This is a genomic window from Salinibacterium sp. SWN167, from assembly GCF_015864665.1.
In the GTDB taxonomy this organism is placed as follows: Bacteria; Actinomycetota; Actinomycetes; order Actinomycetales; family Microbacteriaceae; genus Rhodoglobus.
This window is the reverse complement of sequence record NZ_JADYWU010000002.1, coordinates 256,278-276,437: the sequence shown is the minus strand read 5'-3', so window position 1 is coordinate 276,437 and position 20,160 is coordinate 256,278. Positions and strand designations below refer to the sequence as shown.

Sequence of the window (20,160 nt, the reverse complement as noted above, 5' to 3'; positions counted from 1 at the left end):
TGTGACGGGCATCATCGCCGTCGTCGGGTTTCTCAAGAATAGCCTCAGAAGACTAGTCCAAAACGAAGGGGGCTGACCCACAGGCCAGCCCCCTCAGTGCTATCTAATTAGTTAAGGTACGACGTTACGGCGATGTCGCCGGAAATGATGCCGTCCTTGACGGTGACGAGCTCAGCTTCGAGACCACCGTCAACCATCGACTCGAAGTCGTGGAACGGCGCGATGCCAACTCCACCGTTTTCGAGGGTTCCGATGTACGGCGTGTAGTCAAGCGTTCCGGTGGAAGCTTCGTTGACAACGTCTTCGACAGCAACACCGATCTGCTTAAGGATCGAGGTGAGGAACAAGTCCGCTGCTGCGGTCTCGGTCTCGGTCAGGTCAGCGTCTACACCGATCATGGCGATGTCCTTGCCGGAGTCGCGGATTGCCTCAACCGCGCTCTGGAAGATGGGTCCACCAGCAGGAAGCAGAACGTCTGCACCCTGGTCGATCAGGTTCTGAGCTGCTGCACGCGAGTCGGTTCCCGGAGCGAAGGTACCGATGAAGGTTCCGTCCTGCGCTGCAATGTCCCAACCACGAACGGTGACGTCGGTGCCCTTTTCGGAGTTGTAGTACTCAACACCCTGAGCGGTTCCGTCGAGGAAGATCGAAACGGTGGGGAAGTTCATTCCGCCGTACATTCCGATAACACCGGTCTTGGAGTAGCTAGCCGCAGCGTAGCCCGCGAGGAATGCAGCACCAGCGGTGTCGAAGAGGATCGGCTTGATGTTCGGAGCGTCGATGGTGCCATCGAAGTCGTTGTCTGCCGCGTCATCGACAATTGCGAAGTCGATGTCGGGGTTCGCGAGAGCGAACTCAACGGTGGCTGCGGAGAGGTTGAATCCGACGGTGACGATCAGGTCGCAACCCTCAGCTACGAGGCTTTCGATGTTGGGTGCGTAGTCTGCATCGCTGGTCGACTCGACAGCGTTGAATTCAACACCGAGTTCGTTGGCTGCCTTTTCGATACCTTCGTAACCGAGCTGGTTGAACGACTTGTCGTCGAATCCGCCCGAGTCAGAAACCATGCAGGGAAGGTAGTCAAGCATTTCGCCTGATCCGGCTTCGGTCTCTTCGGGTGCTGCAGCGCAACCGGCGAGTACGAGTGCGCTCGTTGCAACAAGCGCCATGCCGCTGAGTGCGCGGCCGTGAGTGCTGATTCTCAAGGTGTCCTCCAAGATGCTGTTCGACAGAAATTGTCGAAACATAGTGAACCTACGCTACCGAAGAATCAAGCGTTCCATTGTGCGAATATGAGCGCCGAAGCCGAATGGTTACAAACGCGAAATACGGTTGTCACAACACATCATTGCGTCCGGAGACTTTTAGAGCATCCACTACAGATTTCACTCTCTGAGCGTTTGCAGTTGTAGTAACCAGCAAAGCATCGGGCGTATCGACCACGACAATGTCGTTTACCCCAATTAGGGAAATAAGCCGATCAGTCTGGCTAATGACCACTCCGGTCGACTTATCGGCCAAAACGCGAGCGTTCTCTCCGAGAATCGCGAGGTCTGATTTGCGCCCACCCGAGTGCAACTTGGCGATCGAGGCGAAGTCTCCAACGTCGTCCCAATCGAAGTCTCCGGGGATAACAACGAGGCGGCCCTCTTCAGCGGCCGGTTCGGCCACGGTGTAGTCGATGGCGATCTTGGCCAGATGCGGCCACACGGCATCCACAACGGCGCCGCGCTCAGGAGTGTCCCAGACCTCGGCAAGCTGAGTGAGCCCCGCGAGCAGTTCAGGCTGCGCTTTGCCGAGCTGTTCGAGCAGCACGTCGGCACGCGAGATGAACATCCCTCCATTCCAGAGGTAGTCGCCACTGGCGACGTACGCCTGGGCAGTCTCGAAGTTGGGCTTCTCGACGAATGACTTCGCCATGACCGCACTCGGAGCACCTTCAATTTCAAGAGCCTCACCGCAGTGGATGTAGCCAAATCCGATGGCGGGCTCAGTGGGGGTGATGCCGATCGCGGCGATGTAGCCGGCGTTGGCCACGGCGATTGATTCGCGAACACTGCGCCTAAAGCCGCGGATGTCGCGAATCACATGGTCAGCAGCAAACGATCCGATAATGACGTTGGGGTCGCGTTTGAGCAGGATCGCGGCCGCAAGCCCGATCGCTGCGGAGGAGTCTTTTGGCTCGCTTTCAAGAACAACGTTGGGGTCGCTGAGCTCGGGCAACTGCTTTTCGACAGCGGCACGGTGCGCGCGCCCTGTGACGACCATGATGCGGTCGGCACCGGAGATCGGTGCGAGGCGGTCCCAGGTGTCCCGCAGCAAGGTCTGGCCTGATCCGGTGAGGTCGTGCAGGAACTTGGGGGCGTCGGCACGCGATAGCGGCCACAAGCGTGACCCGATACCACCCGCAGGGATCACGCTGTAAAAATTGTCGAATGGTGCCTGGTTGTGGCTCATTCCTCCACCTTAGACTTCAGCACCCGTTAACTCGCCGGTTATCCGCACCTTCTACAGTCAGGGTCACGACAACCGATTGAGGTGCTGATTGTGCGAGTCGCCATTGTGAGCGAAAGCTTCCTCCCCACTGTCAACGGCGTCACCAACAGCGTGCTGAAGGTGCTCGACTATTTGAGCGCCGAAGGCCATGAGGCCATTGTGATTTGTCCATCGGCCGGCGCCCCCAAGACCTACGCGGGATTCACGGTGCATGCGGTGCCCGCACTGGCTTATCGGCAATTTCCTGTTGGCTTGCCTAATCCGCAAGTCCACAAACTGATCGCCGATTTTCGCCCCGATGTGGTGCACGCGGCTGCTCCCTTTCTTCTCGGTGCTCAAGCGATATCGTCAGCGAATCGCCTCGGCATCCCTGCTGTCGCAATCTTCCAAACGGATGTCGCTGGCTACGCGCGCCGCCACCGCCTCGGTCAGGCGACCAAGCTGGCGTGGCGCATCGTGCGTTGGATCCACGATGGTGCCGAGCTCACGCTTGCCCCGTCGAGCACCGCTATGACGGATCTGCGCGCTATCGGCCTCACCAAACTTGAACGCTGGGGTCGCGGCGTGGACCTCACGATGTATCACCCCGCGAAGAAACTCTCGCCCGCGACGGTGAAGCTGCGCAAGCGCCTCTCCCCCCACGGTGAAGTCGTCGTGGGGTACGTGGGACGCATCGCTCCCGAGAAGCAGGTGGAGCGGCTGCGATCACTTCAGGGACTCAGCGGGGTGCGGGTAGCAATCGTGGGAGACGGTTCATCTGTGCCTCTTGTTAAGAGGGAGCTTGCCGGCATCCCGGTGACATGGTTGGGCAAGTTGGGGGGCGAGGAGCTCGCTACCGCTTACGCGGCGTTCGACATTTTTGCGCACACGGGAACAGAAGAGACCTTTGGCCAAACCTTGCAAGAAGCACACTCGGCGGGCTTGCCCGTAGTAGCGCCCCGCTCTGGCGGCCCGATTGACCTGATCGACCATGGCACTAACGGCTTCCTGTTCGAAGCCGACAACGAGGATCAGTTGCGCGCCTATATAGAGGCACTCGCCATCGACCCAGCACTGCGAGCTCGAATGGGTGAAGCCGGCCGGCGCACGGTGCTCGGCAAATCGTGGAGCGGCATCTGCGCCGAGCTCGTCCAGCACTACGAAGCAACAATCGCGGCAGTACCCGCACCGCTTCCTCGCTAACTAGTTGCGCACTGTGGCCACAGTGACTTGACTTAGAGTGCGCTCTAGCAAGGAACATAGGTGGCACGATGACAACGGCTAACGAACGAGTACTCACTATTGGCGAAGTTGCGGAAGCGACCGGAGTCACCGATCACACGCTGCGCTACTACGAAAAGGCGGGCCTGCTGGTGGTGCCCCGGTTAGCTAATGGCCAGCGACGCTACCGCGAGATGGATGTCAAGGCCGTCGAGTTCATCGGCCATCTTCGCCGTACAGGAATGCCCATCCGCACCATCCGGGAGTATGCCGATCTGGTGCGGAGCGGCAAAGACACCTCAGCGGAACGGATGCGCTTGCTCGAGCAACACCGCGAAAACGTTGTGCGCGACTTAGCCGAACAACAGAAGCACCTCGACGGAATCACTCTGAAAATCGAGTGGTATCGAGCAGCGATGGATCAGCGACAAGATTCTGGTGCACAGTTCGTAGAATCTTTGTCGTCAGCTGCGCTTGCGCAGTAGATTCGGCGCTGCATCGCCAGAAGGCCTCGTTAAGTTTCACAATATTCTCGAAAACATTCCGGATATCTCCCTATTTAGGGTCGACTGGGAAGCGAGGGCCTCCGCACGGGAATAGAATGAGAGAGTCCGCCTGTGCGGACACTCATCGGTCGCGGTGGACGCGACCCCACACCGCAAGGAGGGTCCTCGTGCCAGAGAAGTCGGCGAGTAACCTAGTGGCGGAGCCGCAGTCGCCGCCCAAGATTCGCTCACCCAAGAGACCTGCTGGCACCCTGTACCGGGGTAAAGAGGGCATGTGGTCGTGGGTGCTACACCGAATTACCGGTGTTGCTATCTACTTCTTCCTCCTCGTGCACATTCTCGACACCGCGCTCGTTCGCGTGAGTCCTGAGGCGTACAACGCGGTGATCGACACCTACAAAACGCCTCTCATGGGTCTGGGTGAAATCGCGCTGGTTGCGGCGATCGCGTTCCACGCATTCAACGGCCTCCGCATCATCCTGATCGACTTCTGGGCATTCGGCGCCAAGCACCAGCGCACCATGTTCTGGGTCGTCATTGGTCTCTGGGTGGTTCTGCTTGCCGCGTTCATCCCCCGCCAGCTAATGCACGTCTTCGGAGGTTGAGCATGAGTCTCATCGAAGCCCCCCGCACCCCAACCCGTGGCCACCGCACCGGTGGAATTAACTGGGAAAAATGGGGATGGATCTACATGCGCGCCTCTGGCGTCGTGCTGATCGTTCTCATCTTCGGCCACCTCTTCGTCAACCTTGTTGCCGGCGAGGGCGTCAAAGCCATCGACTTCGCATTCGTCGGCGGCAAGCTCGCTGACCCGTTCTGGATTGTGTGGGACGGCCTCATGCTGTGGCTCGCACTCATCCACGGCGGCAACGGAATGCGCACGCTCGTGAACGACTATGCAACCAACCCCAAGGTGCGCAAGGTTCTCCTGATCGGAATTGCCGCATCCACGGTCATCCTGATTATTTTGGGAACGCTCGTGATCACCACCTTTGACCCCTGCCCAGCCGGAGCTGACCCAGCTCTGCTCCCCAGCTTCTGTGAGGCATCTTAATTGGCAACGATTAACACCGGCGACATCGCCGACGGAACCGTTATTGACGGAATCCACTACCACCAGTTCGACATCGTCATTGTGGGTGCCGGTGGTGCTGGCATGCGCGCCGCTATTGAAGCTGGCCCGCACGCCAAGACCGCTGTGATTTCCAAGCTCTACCCCACGCGTTCGCACACCGGTGCAGCGCAGGGCGGTATGGCTGCGGCTCTCGCCAACGTTGAAGAAGACAACTGGGAATGGCACACCTACGACACCGTCAAGGGTGGCGACTACCTTGTCGACCAAGACGCGGCAGAGATTCTCGCCAAAGAAGCGATCGACGCCGTTGTAGACCTTGAGAACATGGGTCTTCCGTTCAACCGCACCGAAGACGGCAAGATCGACCAGCGTCGCTTCGGTGGCCACACTCGCGAACACGGCAAGGCTCCGGTTCGCCGCGCCTGCTACGCCGCTGACCGCACCGGCCACATGATCCTTCAGACGTTGTACCAAAACTGCGTCAAGCTCGGCATCAACTTCTTCAACGAGTTCTACGTGCTCGACCTGGTCATGACCGAGGTTGATGGCGTTGACGAACCGTCGGGCGTTGTTGCCTACGAGCTCGCTACCGGCGAGCTGCACGTGTTCCAGTCGAAGGCGATCATCTTCGCTACCGGTGGATTCGGCAAGATCTTCAAGACGACGTCCAACGCGCACACCCTCACCGGTGATGGCGTCGGAATCATCTGGCGCAAGGGCCTGCCGCTGGAGGACATGGAGTTCTTCCAGTTCCACCCCACCGGGTTGGCTGGCCTCGGCATCCTGCTCTCCGAAGCTGCTCGTGGAGAGGGCGCGATTCTGCGCAACTCCGAGGGCGAACGCTTCATGGAGCGCTACACGCCGACGCTCAAGGACCTCGCGCCGCGTGACATCGTTGCGCGTTCGATGGCCACTGAGATTCGTGAAGGCCGTGGAGCTGGTCCCGACAAGGACTACCTTTTCCTCGACATCACTCACCTCGAGCCTGCTGTCATCGACGAGAAGCTCCCCGACATCACCGAGTTCGCTCGCACCTACCTGGGCGTCGAGCCGTACACCGAGCCCGTTCCCGTGCTGCCAACCGCGCACTACGCGATGGGCGGCATTCCCACCAACGTTCAGGCCGAAGTGCTGCGCAACAACACTGATGTCGTCAAGGGCCTCTACGCCGCTGGCGAGTGTGCGTGTGTTTCCGTTCACGGATCCAACCGTTTGGGAACCAACTCGCTGCTCGACATCAACGTCTTCGGAAAGCGTGCCGGAAAGGCAGCCGTCGAGTACGTCAAGACTGCTGAATTCGTGCCGCTGCCCGAGAATCCTGCCGGGGGCGTCAAGAACATCCTCGACATGGTTCGTGCTGGCGATGGCACCGAGCGCATTGCCGTTATCCGCAAGGAACTGCAGGTCTCGATGGACCGCAACGCGCAGATCTTCCGCACCGATGAAAGCCTCGAAGAGGTAACCAAGCTCATCCAGACTTTGCGCGCTCGCTACAAGAACATCCGCCTCGACGACAAGGGCAAGCGGTTCAACACCGACCTGCTCGAAGCCGTAGAGCTTGGCTTCCTGCTCGACCTCGCTGAAGTGCTCGTGTTCTCGGCTCGGTCTCGTAAGGAAAGCCGTGGCGGCCACATGCGTGAGGACTACCCCGATCGTGACGACGAGAACTTCCTCGTGCACACCATGGCGTACCTCACGGGCGACCCAGAATCAGAAGAGGCGGGTGACCACATCCGTCTCGACTGGAAGCCGGTAGTGATCACCAACTACCCGCCGATGGAAAGAAAGTACTAATGAGCACTGCCGTCGCTGATAACAAGCCTGCCGCAGCAGAGGTCGTTCCGACCTTCACTGCGACGCTCATGATTCGTCGATTCGACCCCGAGGTGGATGAAGAACCGCGCTGGGAAGACTTCGACGTCGAGCTGTACGAGACCGACCGTGTTCTCGACGCTCTTCACAAGATCAAGTGGGAGATGGACGGGTCGCTGACCTTCCGTCGCTCCTGCGCACACGGTATTTGTGGTTCGGATGCAATGCGCATCAACGGCCGCAACCGCCTCGCCTGCAAGACGCTGATCAAGGACCTCGACATTTCGAAGCCGATCTACGTGGAGGCCATCAAGGGTCTCCCCCTAGAGAAAGACTTGATCGTCGATATGGAGCCGTTCTTCGACTCCTTCAAAGAGGTCAACCCGTTCCTCATGGCTGGCCCCGTCAAGGGCGGCAAGGAACGCAAGCAGAGTCCTGTGGAGCGCGCCCGCTTCGACGACACCACAAAGTGCATCCTGTGCGCTGCGTGCACGTCGAGCTGCCCCGTGTTCTGGACCGACGGACAGTACTTCGGTCCTGCTGCCATCGTGAACGCGCACCGCTTCATCTTTGACTCGCGCGATGAGGGCGCCGGCGTTCGCCTCGACATCCTCAACGACAAAGAGGGCGTGTGGCGTTGCCGCACTACCTTCAACTGCACCGACGCGTGCCCCCGTGGCATCCAAGTAACTCAGGCAATCGCTGAAGTGAAGCAGGCCATCATCAAGGGCAAGCCGTAACCGTACGCTCGCTTAAACAAGATCGCCCCTGGCGCTACCGAGGTAGCTCCAGGGGCGATTTGTTTGTGTGCGTCCGTCACCCACGGCGAACGCCCACAGTAGGCATTCGGGTTGCCTACTAAAAGAGACTGGTCTCTCGACACATTATGACGAGAAGAATCTGCAAACACCCCCGAACTGGGGTTTAGCTCAGTAAACGAACGTTGACGCCTTGGTTATTACCCGACGATAGCTGGAGGGGTTCGATGAGGTCATTGATGAGGCCATCGACGGTGCCGAGGAGTCCCCCGAGCAAGCCGCCGCCGCCCACCAGGCCGCCCAAATAGTCACGATCGACGGTCTGCACCAAGTCGAGCGATGACAACCCACCCGGGATACCGGTGACGTTGAGCGCAAAGGTACCGTCGCTTGACACAGTCGTCGTCGCGTAGACGAGCCCCGCCGCCTGCAGCGAGAGGTGCGCGCCCGGAGTGGCGGTTCCGATGAGGTTCAGGTCGATGTCGGTACCCACAACGCCGCCTGGGGCCGTGTGACCTTCGGGAGCAGCTCCTCCGGTGACAGTGCCGATGACGGAGTCGACAAGCCCCCCGACGACATCTCCAACAGAATCGACGAGCCCACCCGAGCCGGTTGTAATGCCACCGGTATCGGTGCTCGCCTCAATGGAGGGAACCGTGGGGACCGTAGGAATCGTGATGTCGCTGGGATCGGTGCGAGAACCGCCGAGGTTGTCACTGACTCCCGAGTTCGTCACGTCGGGGTTGCCCTGACCGTCAGAGGTTTGGCTCGTCGTTGTGCCCTCGGCACTCGTGGATCCGGGAGTTGTCGGAGCAAGAACAACAAGTGAGCCGGTAAGGGCTAGCGCGGCAGCAAGCGTGCCGGCGACCGCGACGGGAAGTACCCCCGCGCTGGCTCCGCCTGCGGCAGCCACGCCGCCAGCGCCCACCAGATGCGTACTGGCGACCACCGCTGCTGGCATGGCCGGCGCTGCTGCTGCGGTAAGCGACGCTGCGCCGCCCTGCCCGAAGGCACTCAGGAAACCGCCACCAGCAACGCCGCCCAGCAGCATCGGGATCATCACGAGTGCTAGGCGTGAACCAACCTCGTCGACCTCTTCACACACGATCGCACAGCGAGCGCACGAAGCAAGATGGGCTTCGATGCGTGTGGTATCTCTGCCGCTGAGGCTCTTGCGAGCATGCTCGCCAAACTTTGACATCGCCCACTGGCATTCGCCGGATGCCGTTGCGTCGTTGATATGGGCTTGCAACCAGGCTTTGCGAAGACCTTCACGCGCGCGGTACGACAGCGCAGCGACGCTGTTAGCGCTCATGCCCAGTAGTGGCGCCACCTCGTGAGGGTCCATGCCTTCAACCTCGGTGTACCAGAGCACTGACTGCCAGCGTTCCGGAAGTTCACGGAAGGCTTTGGCGGTGAGCGAGTGATCGAGCGCAACGGCAATGGGGTCGTCGAGAGTCTTGGGGTCTTCGAAGTCGGCGATCTCATCCACTTGCACTTCGCGGGAGGCAGCGCCCCACGTCGACGCGAGGTTGCGGATGGTCGTATAGAGGTAGGGGCGAAAGGCACCCTGTGGGCCGCCACCCGCCAGCACACGCTGGTAAATACGCGCGAACGACTCAGACACGAGATCGTCCGCGTCTATCGACGTGTACTGACGGGCAACACATATTCCCGAGCGGTAGTGGCGACTCCAGAGCTCGGCAAAGGCGTTTTGTACCCCCGTACGCGCCTGTGCCAGCAGCTGCTCGTCCGAAGTGGTTAGCTTCGGTGCCACGATTCCGCTCATCCCCCTGATCCATTTCCCGGGCCTCTCTTTGTCCCTTTGGGGCGAAGATTCTAAAAACAAAACCTTCTTACCCAAAGAGACCGATGAACCCGTTCTCTATGACGCAGACTATCGACTTTTCTCGAAAAATTGTGCCCCCACTAGGGGGGAACAGATCGTTCTGACCCGAATAGTGCCGCGTTCTAGCGGTTTTTAGACTAGCGGCGCACGCCGACGCATTGCCTCCCGAACTAGACCACCTGCGCCGCTGGAGAGGGCTCTCTCTGCCGGAATCTCGGCTGCCCATTAGCAACCACGCTGACCACTTCACGGCCGCCAGCGAAAACCACTTTTGCCGATCAGGACCACCTTCCGCGGAATACACCAGAACCACTCACCTGTGTTCCATGTACCCCGATCACCTTCCTCGGCGTGCTTGGGAAGCCCACACCACCCCGCTGCAGACCCCGCGACCATCCCTGTAATCAGCCTTCAGAGTGGACCACTTCGCGCTCACAGCGCACGAGTGGAGCGAGCGCAGCACCAGCGTGAGCCCCCTTTAACGACGAAGTGCCGCCACCCGTATTGGGGTGGCGGCACTTCGTGTGTTCTAGGTCTTAGGCAGCCTGTGCAGCAGCTTCGCGAGCCGTCGGCCCGGTCGTTGCGTTGATAGCAGCAGCAGCGCGAGCCTTAGCCTGCTCAAGCGTGACCGTCAGAAGCTCGGCGCGCACGTCGGCGAGCGCCGCGGGCGTCATCGAGAGGCTTGTGACTCCCAGACCGACAAGGACGATCGCGAGTTGCGGATCGGCAGCAGCTTCGCCACAGACTCCGACGGGCTTGCCCGCAGCAGCACCAGCGTCTCCGAGCATCTTCACCATGCGAAGCACGGCAGGGTGCCATGGGTCTTGGAACTTGGCGAGGGTGCCGAGCATCCGGTCTGCAGCGAGCGTGTACTGGGTGAGGTCGTTGGAGCCGATCGAGACAAAGTCACTGCGCTCGGCAACCTGGTCGGCGAGCACGGCGAGCGAGGGAACCTCGGCCATGACACCCACAGTGTTGAGGCCGAGTTCGCGGCCTAGGGCGACGAAGTATTCGGTCTCTTCGGCATCCGACACCATCGGGGCCATGACCCAGAGGTCGGCATCCGTGGCGTTCTGCGCATTGACAAGGGCAGTGAGCTGGTCGCGGAGGATGTTCTCGTTGACACGAAGCGAGCGGAGGCCGCGCTGGCCGAGGGCGGGGTTCACTTCTTCGCCCATGTCCATAAAGCTCAGGGGCTTGTCGGCACCAGCATCGAGCGCGCGAACGACAACCTTCTTGCCCGGGAAATGCTGCAGCATCTCGGTGTATTCCTTGGTCTGCTCTTCAACCGTCGGCGCAGTCTTGGCGTCAAGGAACATGAGCTCGGTGCGGAACAGACCAACACCTTCAGCGCCCAGCTCAACCGCCTGCGCGGCCTCAGAGGGAGTGCCCAAGTTGGCGAGGAGCGGAACGAGGGTTCCGTCAGCGAGAGCTCCATCAGTGATGGGAGCGTTTGCTGCGGCAGCGAGCTCGGCGATGCGGGCCTCTGCTGCGGAGACTTGCTCAGCGGTGGGCTCTGTCGTGATGATGCCAGCACCGGCATCCACAATTACCAGGGTGTCATCGGCAAGGTCGAGTGCTTCTGCGACGCCCATGATGGCGGGGATCGCCTTCGAGCGAGCGAGGATCGCGGTGTGGCTCGTGGGGCCACCCTGGCGAGTGACGAGAGCGAGAACCTTGTCGAGTTCGAGCAGTGCAGTGTCTGCCGGAGCGAGGTCGTCGGCAACGAGCACGAACGGCTCGTCGCGCTGCGGAACGCCAGGGGCTTCGACGCCACGCAGGCGAGCGACTACGCGCTGGCTCACGTCACTGAGGTCAGTGGCACGCTCGGCCATCATTCCGCCGAGCGAAATCAGCATCTCGCGGAACGAAGCGAAGGCCTCGAACACTGCGCGCTCGGCAGCTTTGCCGCCGTCGATCAGTTCGTTCACACTGTCGAGAATCGAGGGGTCTTCAGCCATGAGGGCTGTAGCGGTGAGAACCTCGTTGGCTTCGGCATCCGCTTTTTCTGCGCGGGCGCGCAGGTCAGCAGCCACAAAAGTCAGTGCGGATGCTGCCGCTTCTTTTTCTGCTGCAGCATCGCCGGAATGGCGAGCATCTTTCGGTTCCGGAAGGGGGTCGGGCATCCGCACGACTTTTCCGACAGCAACCGATCGTCCGACTCCAACACCCTGAAGTTCCATGTGATCTGACCTCTCCTCTGAGTTACGCACAGACAGCCTAGCTATTCTTATTGGATGCAGCTTGCGCAACGACTGAAACCAGCCATTGAGTGGGTACTCCAGCTACGCCCGGTGCGTGTCTTCATGCACTACGCGGAAAAGTTAGGACCACTCCTCTCATCGGGACTTTCCTACCAAGCGATCTTCGCCGTCTTTGCCGCAATCTGGGTTGGTTTCGCTGTCGCTGGCTTCATCGTGCAGGGCGATCCAGTGTTGCTCGATGCGGTCTACAACTTCATTTCCACGAACATCCCTGGCCTCATTGGCGATGGCAGCGGCAACGGCGCGATCAGCCGCGACACCCTCGCCGACACCAGCATTCTGGGTATCACTGGTGTCATTGCTGCCTTCGGTTTGGCGTTTACTGCTCTGGGCTGGATCGCCTCCGGCCGCAGTGCCGTTCGTTCCATGTTTGGCCTCGAGAGTTCCGAGACGAACTTCCTTATTTTGAAACTGAAAGATGTCGGGCTGGCGATTGGCTTCGGCCTTGCCGTTCTGCTGTCGGCTGCGATCTCTGTCGTGAGTTCCGCCGCCCTGAACTGGATACTCGGCCTCGTATCGATCGATGAAGACTCCGATGTCGCGATCATCGCCACTCGCGGTGTCGCCCTCGTGATTGTGCTGCTTCTCGACACCGCCACTCTCGCCGTGTTCTATCGGGTAGTTTCCGGCATCAAGATCCCCTTCCGTGTGCTCGCTCAGGGAACGATCATTGCGGCCGTAGCGCTTGGTGCGCTGAAGTTTGGTGGTGGCTTCCTGCTGGAAGGTGCCACCCGCAACCCGCTGTTGGCATCCTTCGCCGTGATTATCGGTTTGCTGATCTGGTTCAACTTGATCTGCCAAATCATTCTCATCGGTTCGGCGTGGATTGCCGTCTCCGCCGATGACGCTGACCTCGACATCAGCGGCGAGAAGCGTGATGCTGAGGCGCCGCGGGCCGTGGCAGCGACGAAGGCCGCCAATGACGCGAAAGCGAACAAGGCCGTCAAAGCCGACCGCAAGGCTCAGCGTCAGGCCAACCGCAAACCGCAGGCAACTCCCGACGAGCAGAGCGAACTCGACAAGGCCAACGAAGTGAAGTTCAAGCGCACCTTTAAACGGATGATGAAGCGCAACAGCAAGAGGTAGCTGACGGTCACCACAGGGTCAGTGGCGCTCGGTAGTCTTGAGGCATGGCAACACGTCTTCGCATCGCATCCGTCAACGTCAATGGTGTTCGCGCCGCTTACCGCAAGGGAATGGGCGACTGGCTGGATGCCCGTGACGTCGACATTCTCGCGTTGCAAGAGGTTCGCGCCGCCGACGCCGACATCGAAGGGTTGCTCGGCGATGGCTGGAACATCCTGCACGACGCCGCGACAGCGAAGGGCCGCGCGGGCGTCGCTGTTGCCTCACGCAAGGGATCTGCGGCATCCGCCCCTCTCGCTCACCGCGTTGCGCTCGGCGCCGACGACTTCGACAGCGCCGGTCGCTGGCTCGAAGCCGACTTCGATGTCAACGGCACGACCGTCACCGTCGTCAGCACCTACGTTCACTCGGGCGTTGTCGATACCCCGAAGCAGGTCGAGAAGTACAAGTTCTTAGAAGCCATGCTCGTGCGCCTGCCCGAACTTGCCGCGCACAGCGACCATGCCCTCATCGTCGGCGACCTCAACGTTGGTCACCGCGAACTCGACATCAAGAACTGGCGCGGCAACCGCAAGAAGGCGGGCTTCCTCCTTGAAGAGCGCGCCTACTTTGACCGCTTCTTCGGCGCTGCTGGCGAGACCATCGAATGCGTCGACGGCACCACTGGCCCCGGCCTCGGTTGGGTGGATGTCGGCCGCCAGTTCGCTGGTGAAGTCGACGGCCCGTACTCCTGGTGGTCGCAGCGCGGCCAAGCTTTCGACACCGACACCGGTTGGCGTATCGACTACCACGTCGCCACCCCCGCGCTTGCGGCCACCGTTGCGGATTACCGCATCGACAAGGCCGGCGCCTGGGATGAGCGCTGGAGCGACCATGCTCCCGTCGTTGTTGACTATTCGATCTGAAAGACTTAGCTAATGAGCACCACACCTCGCCTGTTTTCAGGAATGCAGCCGTCTGCCGATTCGCTCCACGTGGGCAACTACATTGGCGCGCTCATGCAGTGGCGCGAGATGCAGCAGAACTACGACGCTGTCTTCTGCGTTGTCGACATGCACGCCATCACGGTTCCGCAAGATCCGGCACTGCTGCGCGCTCAGACCCGTCGCACCGCCGCGCAATACATCGCCGGCGGCATCGACCCCGAAAGCTCTGTGCTGTTCGTGCAGTCCCAGGTTCCGGCGCACGCTGAGCTTGCGTGGGTGCTGAACACCATCACCGGCTTCGGTGAGGCTTCGCGCATGACGCAGTACAAAGACAAGTCCGCCAAGCAGGGATCGGATGCCGCCTCGGTTGGCCTCTTCACCTACCCCGTGCTGATGGCCGCCGACATCCTGCTCTACGACACCGCCATCGTTCCGGTGGGCGAAGATCAGCGTCAGCACATCGAGCTCACGCGCGACCTCGCGGCACGCTTCAACTCCCGTTTCGGCGACACCTTCGTGATGCCAGAGCCGCAGATTCAGAAGGCCACGGCCAAGATTTACGACCTGCAGAACCCCGAGTCGAAGATGAGCAAGTCAGCGACGACGGATGCGGGCGTGCTCTGGTTGCTCGATGAGCCGAACAAGACGGCGAAGAAGATCAAGTCGGCAGTGACCGATGATGAGCGCGAGATTCGTTTCGACCGCGAAGCAAAGCCGGGCGTCTCGAACCTGTTGACGCTGCACTCCACGTTTAGCGGAACATCCGTCGCCGACCTCGAAGAGCACTTTGCGGGCAAGGGTTACGGCGATCTCAAGAAGGAAGTTGCTGAGGTTGTGGTGGCAGAGTTCGCGCCCGTGCGTGAGCGCACCCTCGAGCTGCTCGCTGACCCCGCCGAGCTCGACCGCATGCTCAGCAAGAACGCCGAGCGCGCCAACGAGATGGCTCAGAAGACGCTCGACCGCGTCTATGACCGCATCGGCTTCTTGCCGCGGGTGCGCTAATGCAGGTCTTTAATCTTTCGAGCGAACGCCTGACGTTGGATGCCCTCACCGGCGACGATGTCGAGCTCATGACCGCCTACTGCCAAGACCCAATCTTCGAGCACACGCTCACGATCCCCTGGCCCTACGCTGCATCAGATGCCGAATTCTTCATCAACAATCTGGTGGCGCAGTGGTGGGACGACGACGACGAATACACCTGGGCAATCCGCGAAACCGGCAAGCCTGAACTGCTCGGCGTCATCAGCTTTCGCCTCTACAACGACACCATCGGCTACTGGATGGGCGAACCCCACCGCGGCAAAGGCTTCATGAAAGAAGCCGTCGCCGAGGTCAGCCGCTGGGTGTTCTCCACCGGTCGCCCCGAAGTGCGCTGGGAAGCCCTCGTGGGCAACAAAGCCTCCGCCGCCATCGCCAAGAGCCTCGGCTTCATCTACACCGGCATCGAACCCGCCTCGAGCGAGTATCGCGGCGGCACGCATCCGCCATCGTGGTGGGCAACGCTCACCGCTCCGGATGAGAACCCCACCTATGAGGTCGAATCCGGCCAGCCGTGGCCGGTTTAGAACTGAGAAAGCGCTGACGCATTGACAATCACAGTCGCCCTCTTTGACCTTGACGACACCCTGTTTGCTCACCGGGCATCCGTGGATCTCGGTATTCGCAATCACCGACGTTCGTTGGGGGCCGCATTTGCTGCCGGGCCCAGCGTCGACGGGAGTGCGGTGTGGCCCGACGATGCATCGGAGAGTGTGCGCTGGACCGCGCTGGAGGAACATCACTACCACCGCTACCTCGGCGGCGAACTGACCTTCGAAGGCCAACGCCAAGCGCGCGCCCGCGGTTTCGTCGAGCCCTACGGCGTGATGCTCAACGATGCCGAATCCAGCCAGTGGTTCGACACCTACTTCGAGGCGTACCGCGACGCCTGGCACCTGCACGACGACGCCCTCGCCTGCCTCGATTCGCTGGAGACCCGCTCCCCCGCCACCCGCCTCGGCATCATCACCAACGGCGAACTCGACTTTCAGACGCGCAAAGTTGAGACAGTCGGTCTCACTCACCGGGTTGAGCACCTCGTCGCGAGCGGCGAATTCGGACACACCAAGCCCGACCCGCGCATCTTTCACCACACCTGCGAACTCTTCGGCGTCGAACCCGCCAACGCGGTCTACATCGGCGACCGGCTAGCGACGGATGCGCTGGGAGCCGCGAATGCCGGACTCACCGGAGTGTGGCTCGACCGCGAGCGCAGCGCAACCACCGACCAGCGTGAGGAAGCTCGGGCGGCTGGCGTTAGTGTCATCCACTCGCTTGATGAATTGGACGGGCTGCTCGACTGAGCTGGCCGCACGCTTCGGCTGCGGCCGTAGCGCGAGGACTCGCCCGAAACAGTCGCGCCAGTCCCTCCTGCCTCGCGTAACAAACTGAGAGGTTGGGGCGGGAATAGTTCGCGGCGAAACGCGTTGAGTAGACTAAGCAAAGCAAAACGTGCTCCGGGGCTCGGTGAGATTCCGAACCGGCGGTTATAGTCCGCGACCCGCGCCGAAGTGAAAACTTCGAAACGGTTGACCTGGTGAAACTCCGGGACCGACGGTAATGAGATCGCAAGATTTCTCAGTCCGGATAAGAGGAAGCACGAGCTGAACCAACGAACGTGCCCGCATTCTGGGCGCGATTAGTGGTGCAGTGTGGTTTTTCGAACCCACTTTCCCGGAGCGCGTCCCACGAGACGAGAGCCCGGATGACCGCCCCAGAGCAGACCGCACAGCAGGTGCAACAGCTGGAGAAGCTGATGCACCATGCGCTGTCGTTGGCGAGCCACGGGCCGATCACCGGTGGCAACCCTCAAGTGGGCTGCGTGCTCGTGGATGCCACCGGCGAGATCGTGGCCGAAGGCTGGCACCACGGTGCGGGCACTCCGCACGCCGAAGTGGATGCTCTCGCCAACCTCGACGGCATCGCCGCAGGCCTCACCGCCGTCGTTACCCTCGAGCCCTGTAACCATCACGGGCGCACCGGCCCGTGCGCTCAAGCCCTGCTCGATGCTGGCGTGAGCCGCGTCGTCTACGCGGTGTCTGATCCTGGGCCACATTCCGCTGGCGGTGCCGAACGGCTCCGCGCTGGTGGCGTCGAAGTGATCGCCGGCATCGCTCAGGCCGACGCTGAAGAGTTTTTGCACTCGTGGCTGACCGCCGCTCGACTGCAGCGTCCGCACGTGACCGTGAAGTGGGCATCCACCCTCGACGGTCGCGCTGCGGCCGCCGATGGCACGAGCCAGTGGATCACCGGCACCGCCGCCCGCCAGCACGTGCACGAGCAACGAGCGCGCGCCGATGCGATCGTCGTGGGCACAGGCACGGTGCTCGCCGATGACCCGAGCCTGACCGCGCGGGGCGACGCCGGCGAACTTCTCGAGTCGCAACCGCAGCCGGTGGTGCTCGGTCGGCGCGAGATTCCGGCGGATGCGCAACTGCGCCAACACCCCGAGAAACTGCGTCAGATTGACGGCAACGACCTCGACGCCGCACTGAGCGAATTGTTCGAGGCGGGCATCCGGCGCGTCTTCGTTGAAGGCGGCCCGACTATCGCGAGCGCCTTCATCGCTGCTGGGCTTGCGGATGAACTGCTCATCTACCTGGCCCCGAAGCTGTTGGGTGGACCCAAGGTCGCGCTCGGCGAGCTCGGGATTACGACCATGGCTGAGGCCAAAGACCTCAGCATCACTGAACTTCGCCCGCTGGGCAACGACGTACTGATTGTCGCCCGCCCGGCGACAGAAACGAGAGCGTAACCATGTTTACCGGAATCATTGAAGAGCTCGGCGATGTCGTCGAGCTGGCCGCGACCGATGATGGTGCCCGCCTCACGGTGCGCGCTCCGAATGCGGTGTCGGATGCCGGCCACGGTGACTCGATCAGCGTCAGCGGCGTGTGTCTCACCGTTGTCGATCAGGGCGCCGACTGGTTCACGGCCGACGTCATGGGCGTCACTCTCGACATGAGCACGCTCGGCTCGCTCGCTGCTGGCGCCCGCGTGAACATCGAGCGCGCCATGCAGGTCGGCGATCGCCTCGGCGGCCACATCGTGCAGGGGCACATCGACGGCACGAGCTCGGTGCTGAGCATTACCGATGAGGGCAGCTGGAGCATCCTGCGTTTCAACCTCACCGAAGAACTCGCCCCGCTCGTCGCCCGCAAGGGCTCCATCGCGGTGCACGGCGTCTCTCTCACGGTGAGTGCCGTGGGTCGCGACTGGTTCGAGGTTTCGCTGATTCCCGAAACCCTCACCGCTACAACGTTGGGAGCGCTCGCTGTGGGCGACTCCGTCAACATCGAAACCGACATCCTCGCCCGCCATGTGGCCCGGATGGCGGAGTTCACCGACGCTGATCAGCGTCACGAAAGGACCGAGTCATGAGTCTCGCCACTATCCCCGATGCCATTGAGGCGATCCGCGCGGGTCGCCCCGTGATCGTCGCCGACGATGAAGGCCGCGAGAACGAGGGCGATGTCATCATTTCCGCCGAGCTCGCCAGTCAAGAGTGGATCGCGTGGATGGTGCGCCACTCCTCCGGCTTCATCTGCGCTCCGATGACCAACGAGATCGCTGACGCACTGGCGCTTCCGCCGATGGTCGCTGTGAACGAAGACCCTCGCGGCACGGCGTACACCGTGTCGGTGGATGCCGCCAACCGTCTCAGCACCGGCATCAGCGCCTCCGATCGGGCCCACACTCTGCGGGTGCTCGCCGATCCGCTCTCGATACCGTCGAGCCTGCACCGCCCCGGGCACATCATGCCGCTGCGCGCAGTCGATGGTGGAGTGCGCGAGCGTGACGGCCACACCGAAGCATCCGTCGATCTCATGAAGCTCGCGGGGTTGCGCCCCGTCGCGGCGATTTCGGAGATCGTGCTCGACTCGGGCGAAATGATGCGGCTGCCCGAACTGATCGAGTTCGGTGCGCGCGAAGATGTGCTCGTCATCACGATTCTGGACCTCATGCACTGGCTCGAAGAGAACCGCTGCGACACCATCCCGGCACCGATCGAACCGATCCCCGAGATGAGTCGCGTGCAGTTCGAGGTCGAAACCACCATCCCGACCGTGCATGGTTCCTTCACCGTACGCGCCTACCGCGATAACTCGACGGGCGCCGATCACGTCGCGTTCATCGCGCCCGGAACCCTCGAGCGCATCGGCGAGGGCCCCACCCTGGTGCGCGTGCACTCGGAGTGCCTCACGGGGGAAGCGTTCGGTTCGCTCAAGTGCGAGTGCGGCCCCCAGCTCGATAGTGCGCTCGAGACCATCCAACGTGATGGTGGCGCCGTGATTTACCTTCGCGGCCACGAAGGCCGTGGCATCGGCCTCATCAACAAGCTGCGCGCCTACCGTCTGCAAGAGGATGGGCTCGACACTCTGGATGCGAACCTAGCCCTGGGCCTGCCCGCTGACTCCCGCGATTATGGGGCTGCTGTTGGGATCCTCAAGGATCTTGGAATCTCGTCGGTCAGCCTGCTCAGCAACAACCCCGAGAAGAAGCGTCAGCTTGAAGAGCGTGGCGTTATTGTCGGCGAACTTGTGCCCCTCGTCGTTGGCGTCGGCGCCGGCAATGAGGGTTACCTCGAAACCAAGCGTGACCGTATGGGTCACCAACTTCCCTCTACCGCCGTGCTTGACGAAGCACGACTTACCGCGAAAGGCCTCTGATGAGTGGCGCAGGATCCCCCGAAATCGTTACCGATGCAACCGGCCTCAAGGTCACGATCATTGCCGGCCAGTGGCATGAGGTCATCACCAACGGCCTGCTCGCCGGCGCGCACCGCGCCCTCAAGGCGGCCAATGCCGAGGTGACCGAGGTGCGGGTTCCCGGCAGCTTCGAGCTGCCCGTCGCGAGCAAAGCAGCCCTCGATGCTGGGGCGGATGCCGTTGTTGCTCTCGGCGTCATCATCCGTGGCGGAACACCCCACTTTGAATACGTGTCGGATGCCGCCACCAGCGGCCTCACGCAGGTCTCGATCCTGACCGGCAAACCGGTGGGCTTCGGCGTCCTCACGCTCGACGACGAACAGCAGGGCCTCGATCGTGCCGGGCTTGAGGGCTCAAAAGAGGACAAGGGTGAAGAAGCCGCCAACGCCGCAATTGCGACTGCGGTGCTGTTGCGGCAGCTTCGCGGCGCCTAGCCAG

The 20,160-nt window shown here is 61.5% G+C and carries 19 protein-coding genes and 1 riboswitch; of the genes, 15 read left to right on the top strand and 4 right to left on the bottom strand.

All coding sequences use genetic code 11. The annotated features are described in order from the left end of the window. Positions 1-107: 107 nt before the first annotated feature. Positions 108-1,247, bottom strand: coding sequence for a BMP family protein (locus I6E60_RS11245; protein WP_197125903.1), 1,140 nt, complete (start codon positions 1,245-1,247; stop codon positions 108-110). Between the two features lie 88 nt (positions 1,248-1,335). Further along, positions 1,336-2,457 (bottom strand): mannose-1-phosphate guanylyltransferase, encoded by a 1,122-nt coding sequence (locus I6E60_RS11240; protein ID WP_197125904.1) that lies wholly within the window; start codon positions 2,455-2,457, stop codon positions 1,336-1,338. A gap of 90 nt (positions 2,458-2,547) precedes the next feature. Here I6E60_RS11240 and I6E60_RS11235 point away from each other — a divergent pair, with 90 nt between their 5' ends. From I6E60_RS11235 to I6E60_RS11210, 6 genes are all read left to right on the top strand, one after another. After that, positions 2,548-3,678, top strand: a complete 1,131-nt coding sequence (locus I6E60_RS11235) for a glycosyltransferase family 1 protein (RefSeq protein WP_197180399.1) — start codon at positions 2,548-2,550, stop codon at positions 3,676-3,678. Between the two features lie 68 nt (positions 3,679-3,746). After that, positions 3,747-4,181, top strand: a complete 435-nt coding sequence (locus I6E60_RS11230; protein WP_197180397.1) for a MerR family transcriptional regulator — start codon at positions 3,747-3,749, stop codon at positions 4,179-4,181. Between the two features lie 215 nt (positions 4,182-4,396). Next, complete coding sequence (gene sdhC, locus I6E60_RS11225) at positions 4,397-4,807, top strand: succinate dehydrogenase, cytochrome b556 subunit (RefSeq protein WP_374189225.1); 411 nt, start codon at positions 4,397-4,399, stop codon at positions 4,805-4,807. A gap of 2 nt (positions 4,808-4,809) precedes the next feature. Beyond that, the gene (locus I6E60_RS11220) at positions 4,810-5,256 is read left to right on the top strand and encodes a succinate dehydrogenase hydrophobic membrane anchor subunit (RefSeq protein WP_197107795.1); all 447 of its coding nucleotides are present in this window, start codon (positions 4,810-4,812) and stop codon (positions 5,254-5,256) included. Next, positions 5,257-7,071: a succinate dehydrogenase flavoprotein subunit gene (gene sdhA, locus I6E60_RS11215; protein ID WP_197125910.1), complete on the top strand. Its 1,815-nt coding sequence runs from the start codon at positions 5,257-5,259 to the stop codon at positions 7,069-7,071. It abuts the gene before it with no gap. Continuing rightward, positions 7,071-7,829 carry a succinate dehydrogenase iron-sulfur subunit gene (locus I6E60_RS11210; protein ID WP_197125912.1) on the top strand — a complete coding sequence of 253 codons (759 nt, stop codon included), beginning with the start codon at positions 7,071-7,073 and terminating at the stop codon, positions 7,827-7,829. The genes sdhA and I6E60_RS11210 overlap by 1 nt, the downstream gene beginning before the upstream one ends. Positions 7,830-8,013: 184 nt before the next feature. Here the strand turns inward: I6E60_RS11210 and I6E60_RS11205 are convergent, their stop codons facing one another. Further along, a complete protein-coding gene (locus tag I6E60_RS11205) occupies positions 8,014-9,636 on the bottom strand; it encodes a sigma-70 family RNA polymerase sigma factor (RefSeq protein WP_197180393.1) in 1,623 nt (540 codons plus the stop codon). A gap of 596 nt (positions 9,637-10,232) precedes the next feature. Further along, positions 10,233-11,879, bottom strand: a complete 1,647-nt coding sequence (ptsP, locus tag I6E60_RS11200) for a phosphoenolpyruvate--protein phosphotransferase (RefSeq protein WP_197125914.1) — start codon at positions 11,877-11,879, stop codon at positions 10,233-10,235. A 54-nt stretch (positions 11,880-11,933) separates the two neighbouring features. On the opposite strand from ptsP, the gene I6E60_RS11195 reads away from it, so the two are divergent. The 9 genes from I6E60_RS11195 to ribH all read left to right on the top strand — a co-directional run bounded on the left by I6E60_RS11195 (position 11,934) and on the right by ribH (position 20,156). Then, a complete protein-coding gene (locus tag I6E60_RS11195; protein WP_197180391.1) occupies positions 11,934-13,046 on the top strand; it encodes a YihY/virulence factor BrkB family protein in 1,113 nt (370 codons plus the stop codon). A gap of 44 nt (positions 13,047-13,090) precedes the next feature. Then, positions 13,091-13,951 carry an exodeoxyribonuclease III gene (locus I6E60_RS11190; RefSeq protein ID WP_197180389.1) on the top strand — a complete coding sequence of 287 codons (861 nt, stop codon included), beginning with the start codon at positions 13,091-13,093 and terminating at the stop codon, positions 13,949-13,951. Positions 13,952-13,963: 12 nt separating this feature from the next. Continuing rightward, positions 13,964-14,974 carry a tryptophan--tRNA ligase gene (gene trpS, locus I6E60_RS11185; protein WP_197180387.1) on the top strand — a complete coding sequence of 337 codons (1,011 nt, stop codon included), beginning with the start codon at positions 13,964-13,966 and terminating at the stop codon, positions 14,972-14,974. Beyond that, positions 14,974-15,540 carry a GNAT family N-acetyltransferase gene (locus tag I6E60_RS11180; protein WP_197180385.1) on the top strand — a complete coding sequence of 189 codons (567 nt, stop codon included), beginning with the start codon at positions 14,974-14,976 and terminating at the stop codon, positions 15,538-15,540. The genes trpS and I6E60_RS11180 overlap by 1 nt, the downstream gene beginning before the upstream one ends. A gap of 21 nt (positions 15,541-15,561) precedes the next feature. Next, complete coding sequence (locus I6E60_RS11175) at positions 15,562-16,317, top strand: HAD family hydrolase (RefSeq protein ID WP_197180383.1); 756 nt, start codon at positions 15,562-15,564, stop codon at positions 16,315-16,317. A 145-nt stretch (positions 16,318-16,462) separates the two neighbouring features. After that, a riboswitch (FMN riboswitch) is annotated at positions 16,463-16,617 on the top strand. Positions 16,618-16,718: 101 nt separating this feature from the next. Next, positions 16,719-17,768: a bifunctional diaminohydroxyphosphoribosylaminopyrimidine deaminase/5-amino-6-(5-phosphoribosylamino)uracil reductase RibD gene (gene ribD / locus I6E60_RS11170; protein WP_197125924.1), complete on the top strand. Its 1,050-nt coding sequence runs from the start codon at positions 16,719-16,721 to the stop codon at positions 17,766-17,768. Positions 17,769-17,770: 2 nt separating this feature from the next. Then, on the top strand, positions 17,771-18,394 hold the full coding sequence (locus tag I6E60_RS11165) for a riboflavin synthase (protein WP_197125925.1): 624 nt from the start codon (positions 17,771-17,773) through the stop codon (positions 18,392-18,394). After that, a complete protein-coding gene (ribB, locus tag I6E60_RS11160; protein WP_197180381.1) occupies positions 18,391-19,683 on the top strand; it encodes a 3,4-dihydroxy-2-butanone-4-phosphate synthase in 1,293 nt (430 codons plus the stop codon). The genes I6E60_RS11165 and ribB overlap by 4 nt, the downstream gene beginning before the upstream one ends. Then, positions 19,683-20,156 carry a 6,7-dimethyl-8-ribityllumazine synthase gene (ribH, locus tag I6E60_RS11155; protein WP_197180379.1) on the top strand — a complete coding sequence of 158 codons (474 nt, stop codon included), beginning with the start codon at positions 19,683-19,685 and terminating at the stop codon, positions 20,154-20,156. Before ribB ends, ribH begins: the two co-directional genes overlap by 1 nt. The last annotated feature ends 4 nt before the right edge of the window (positions 20,157-20,160 follow it).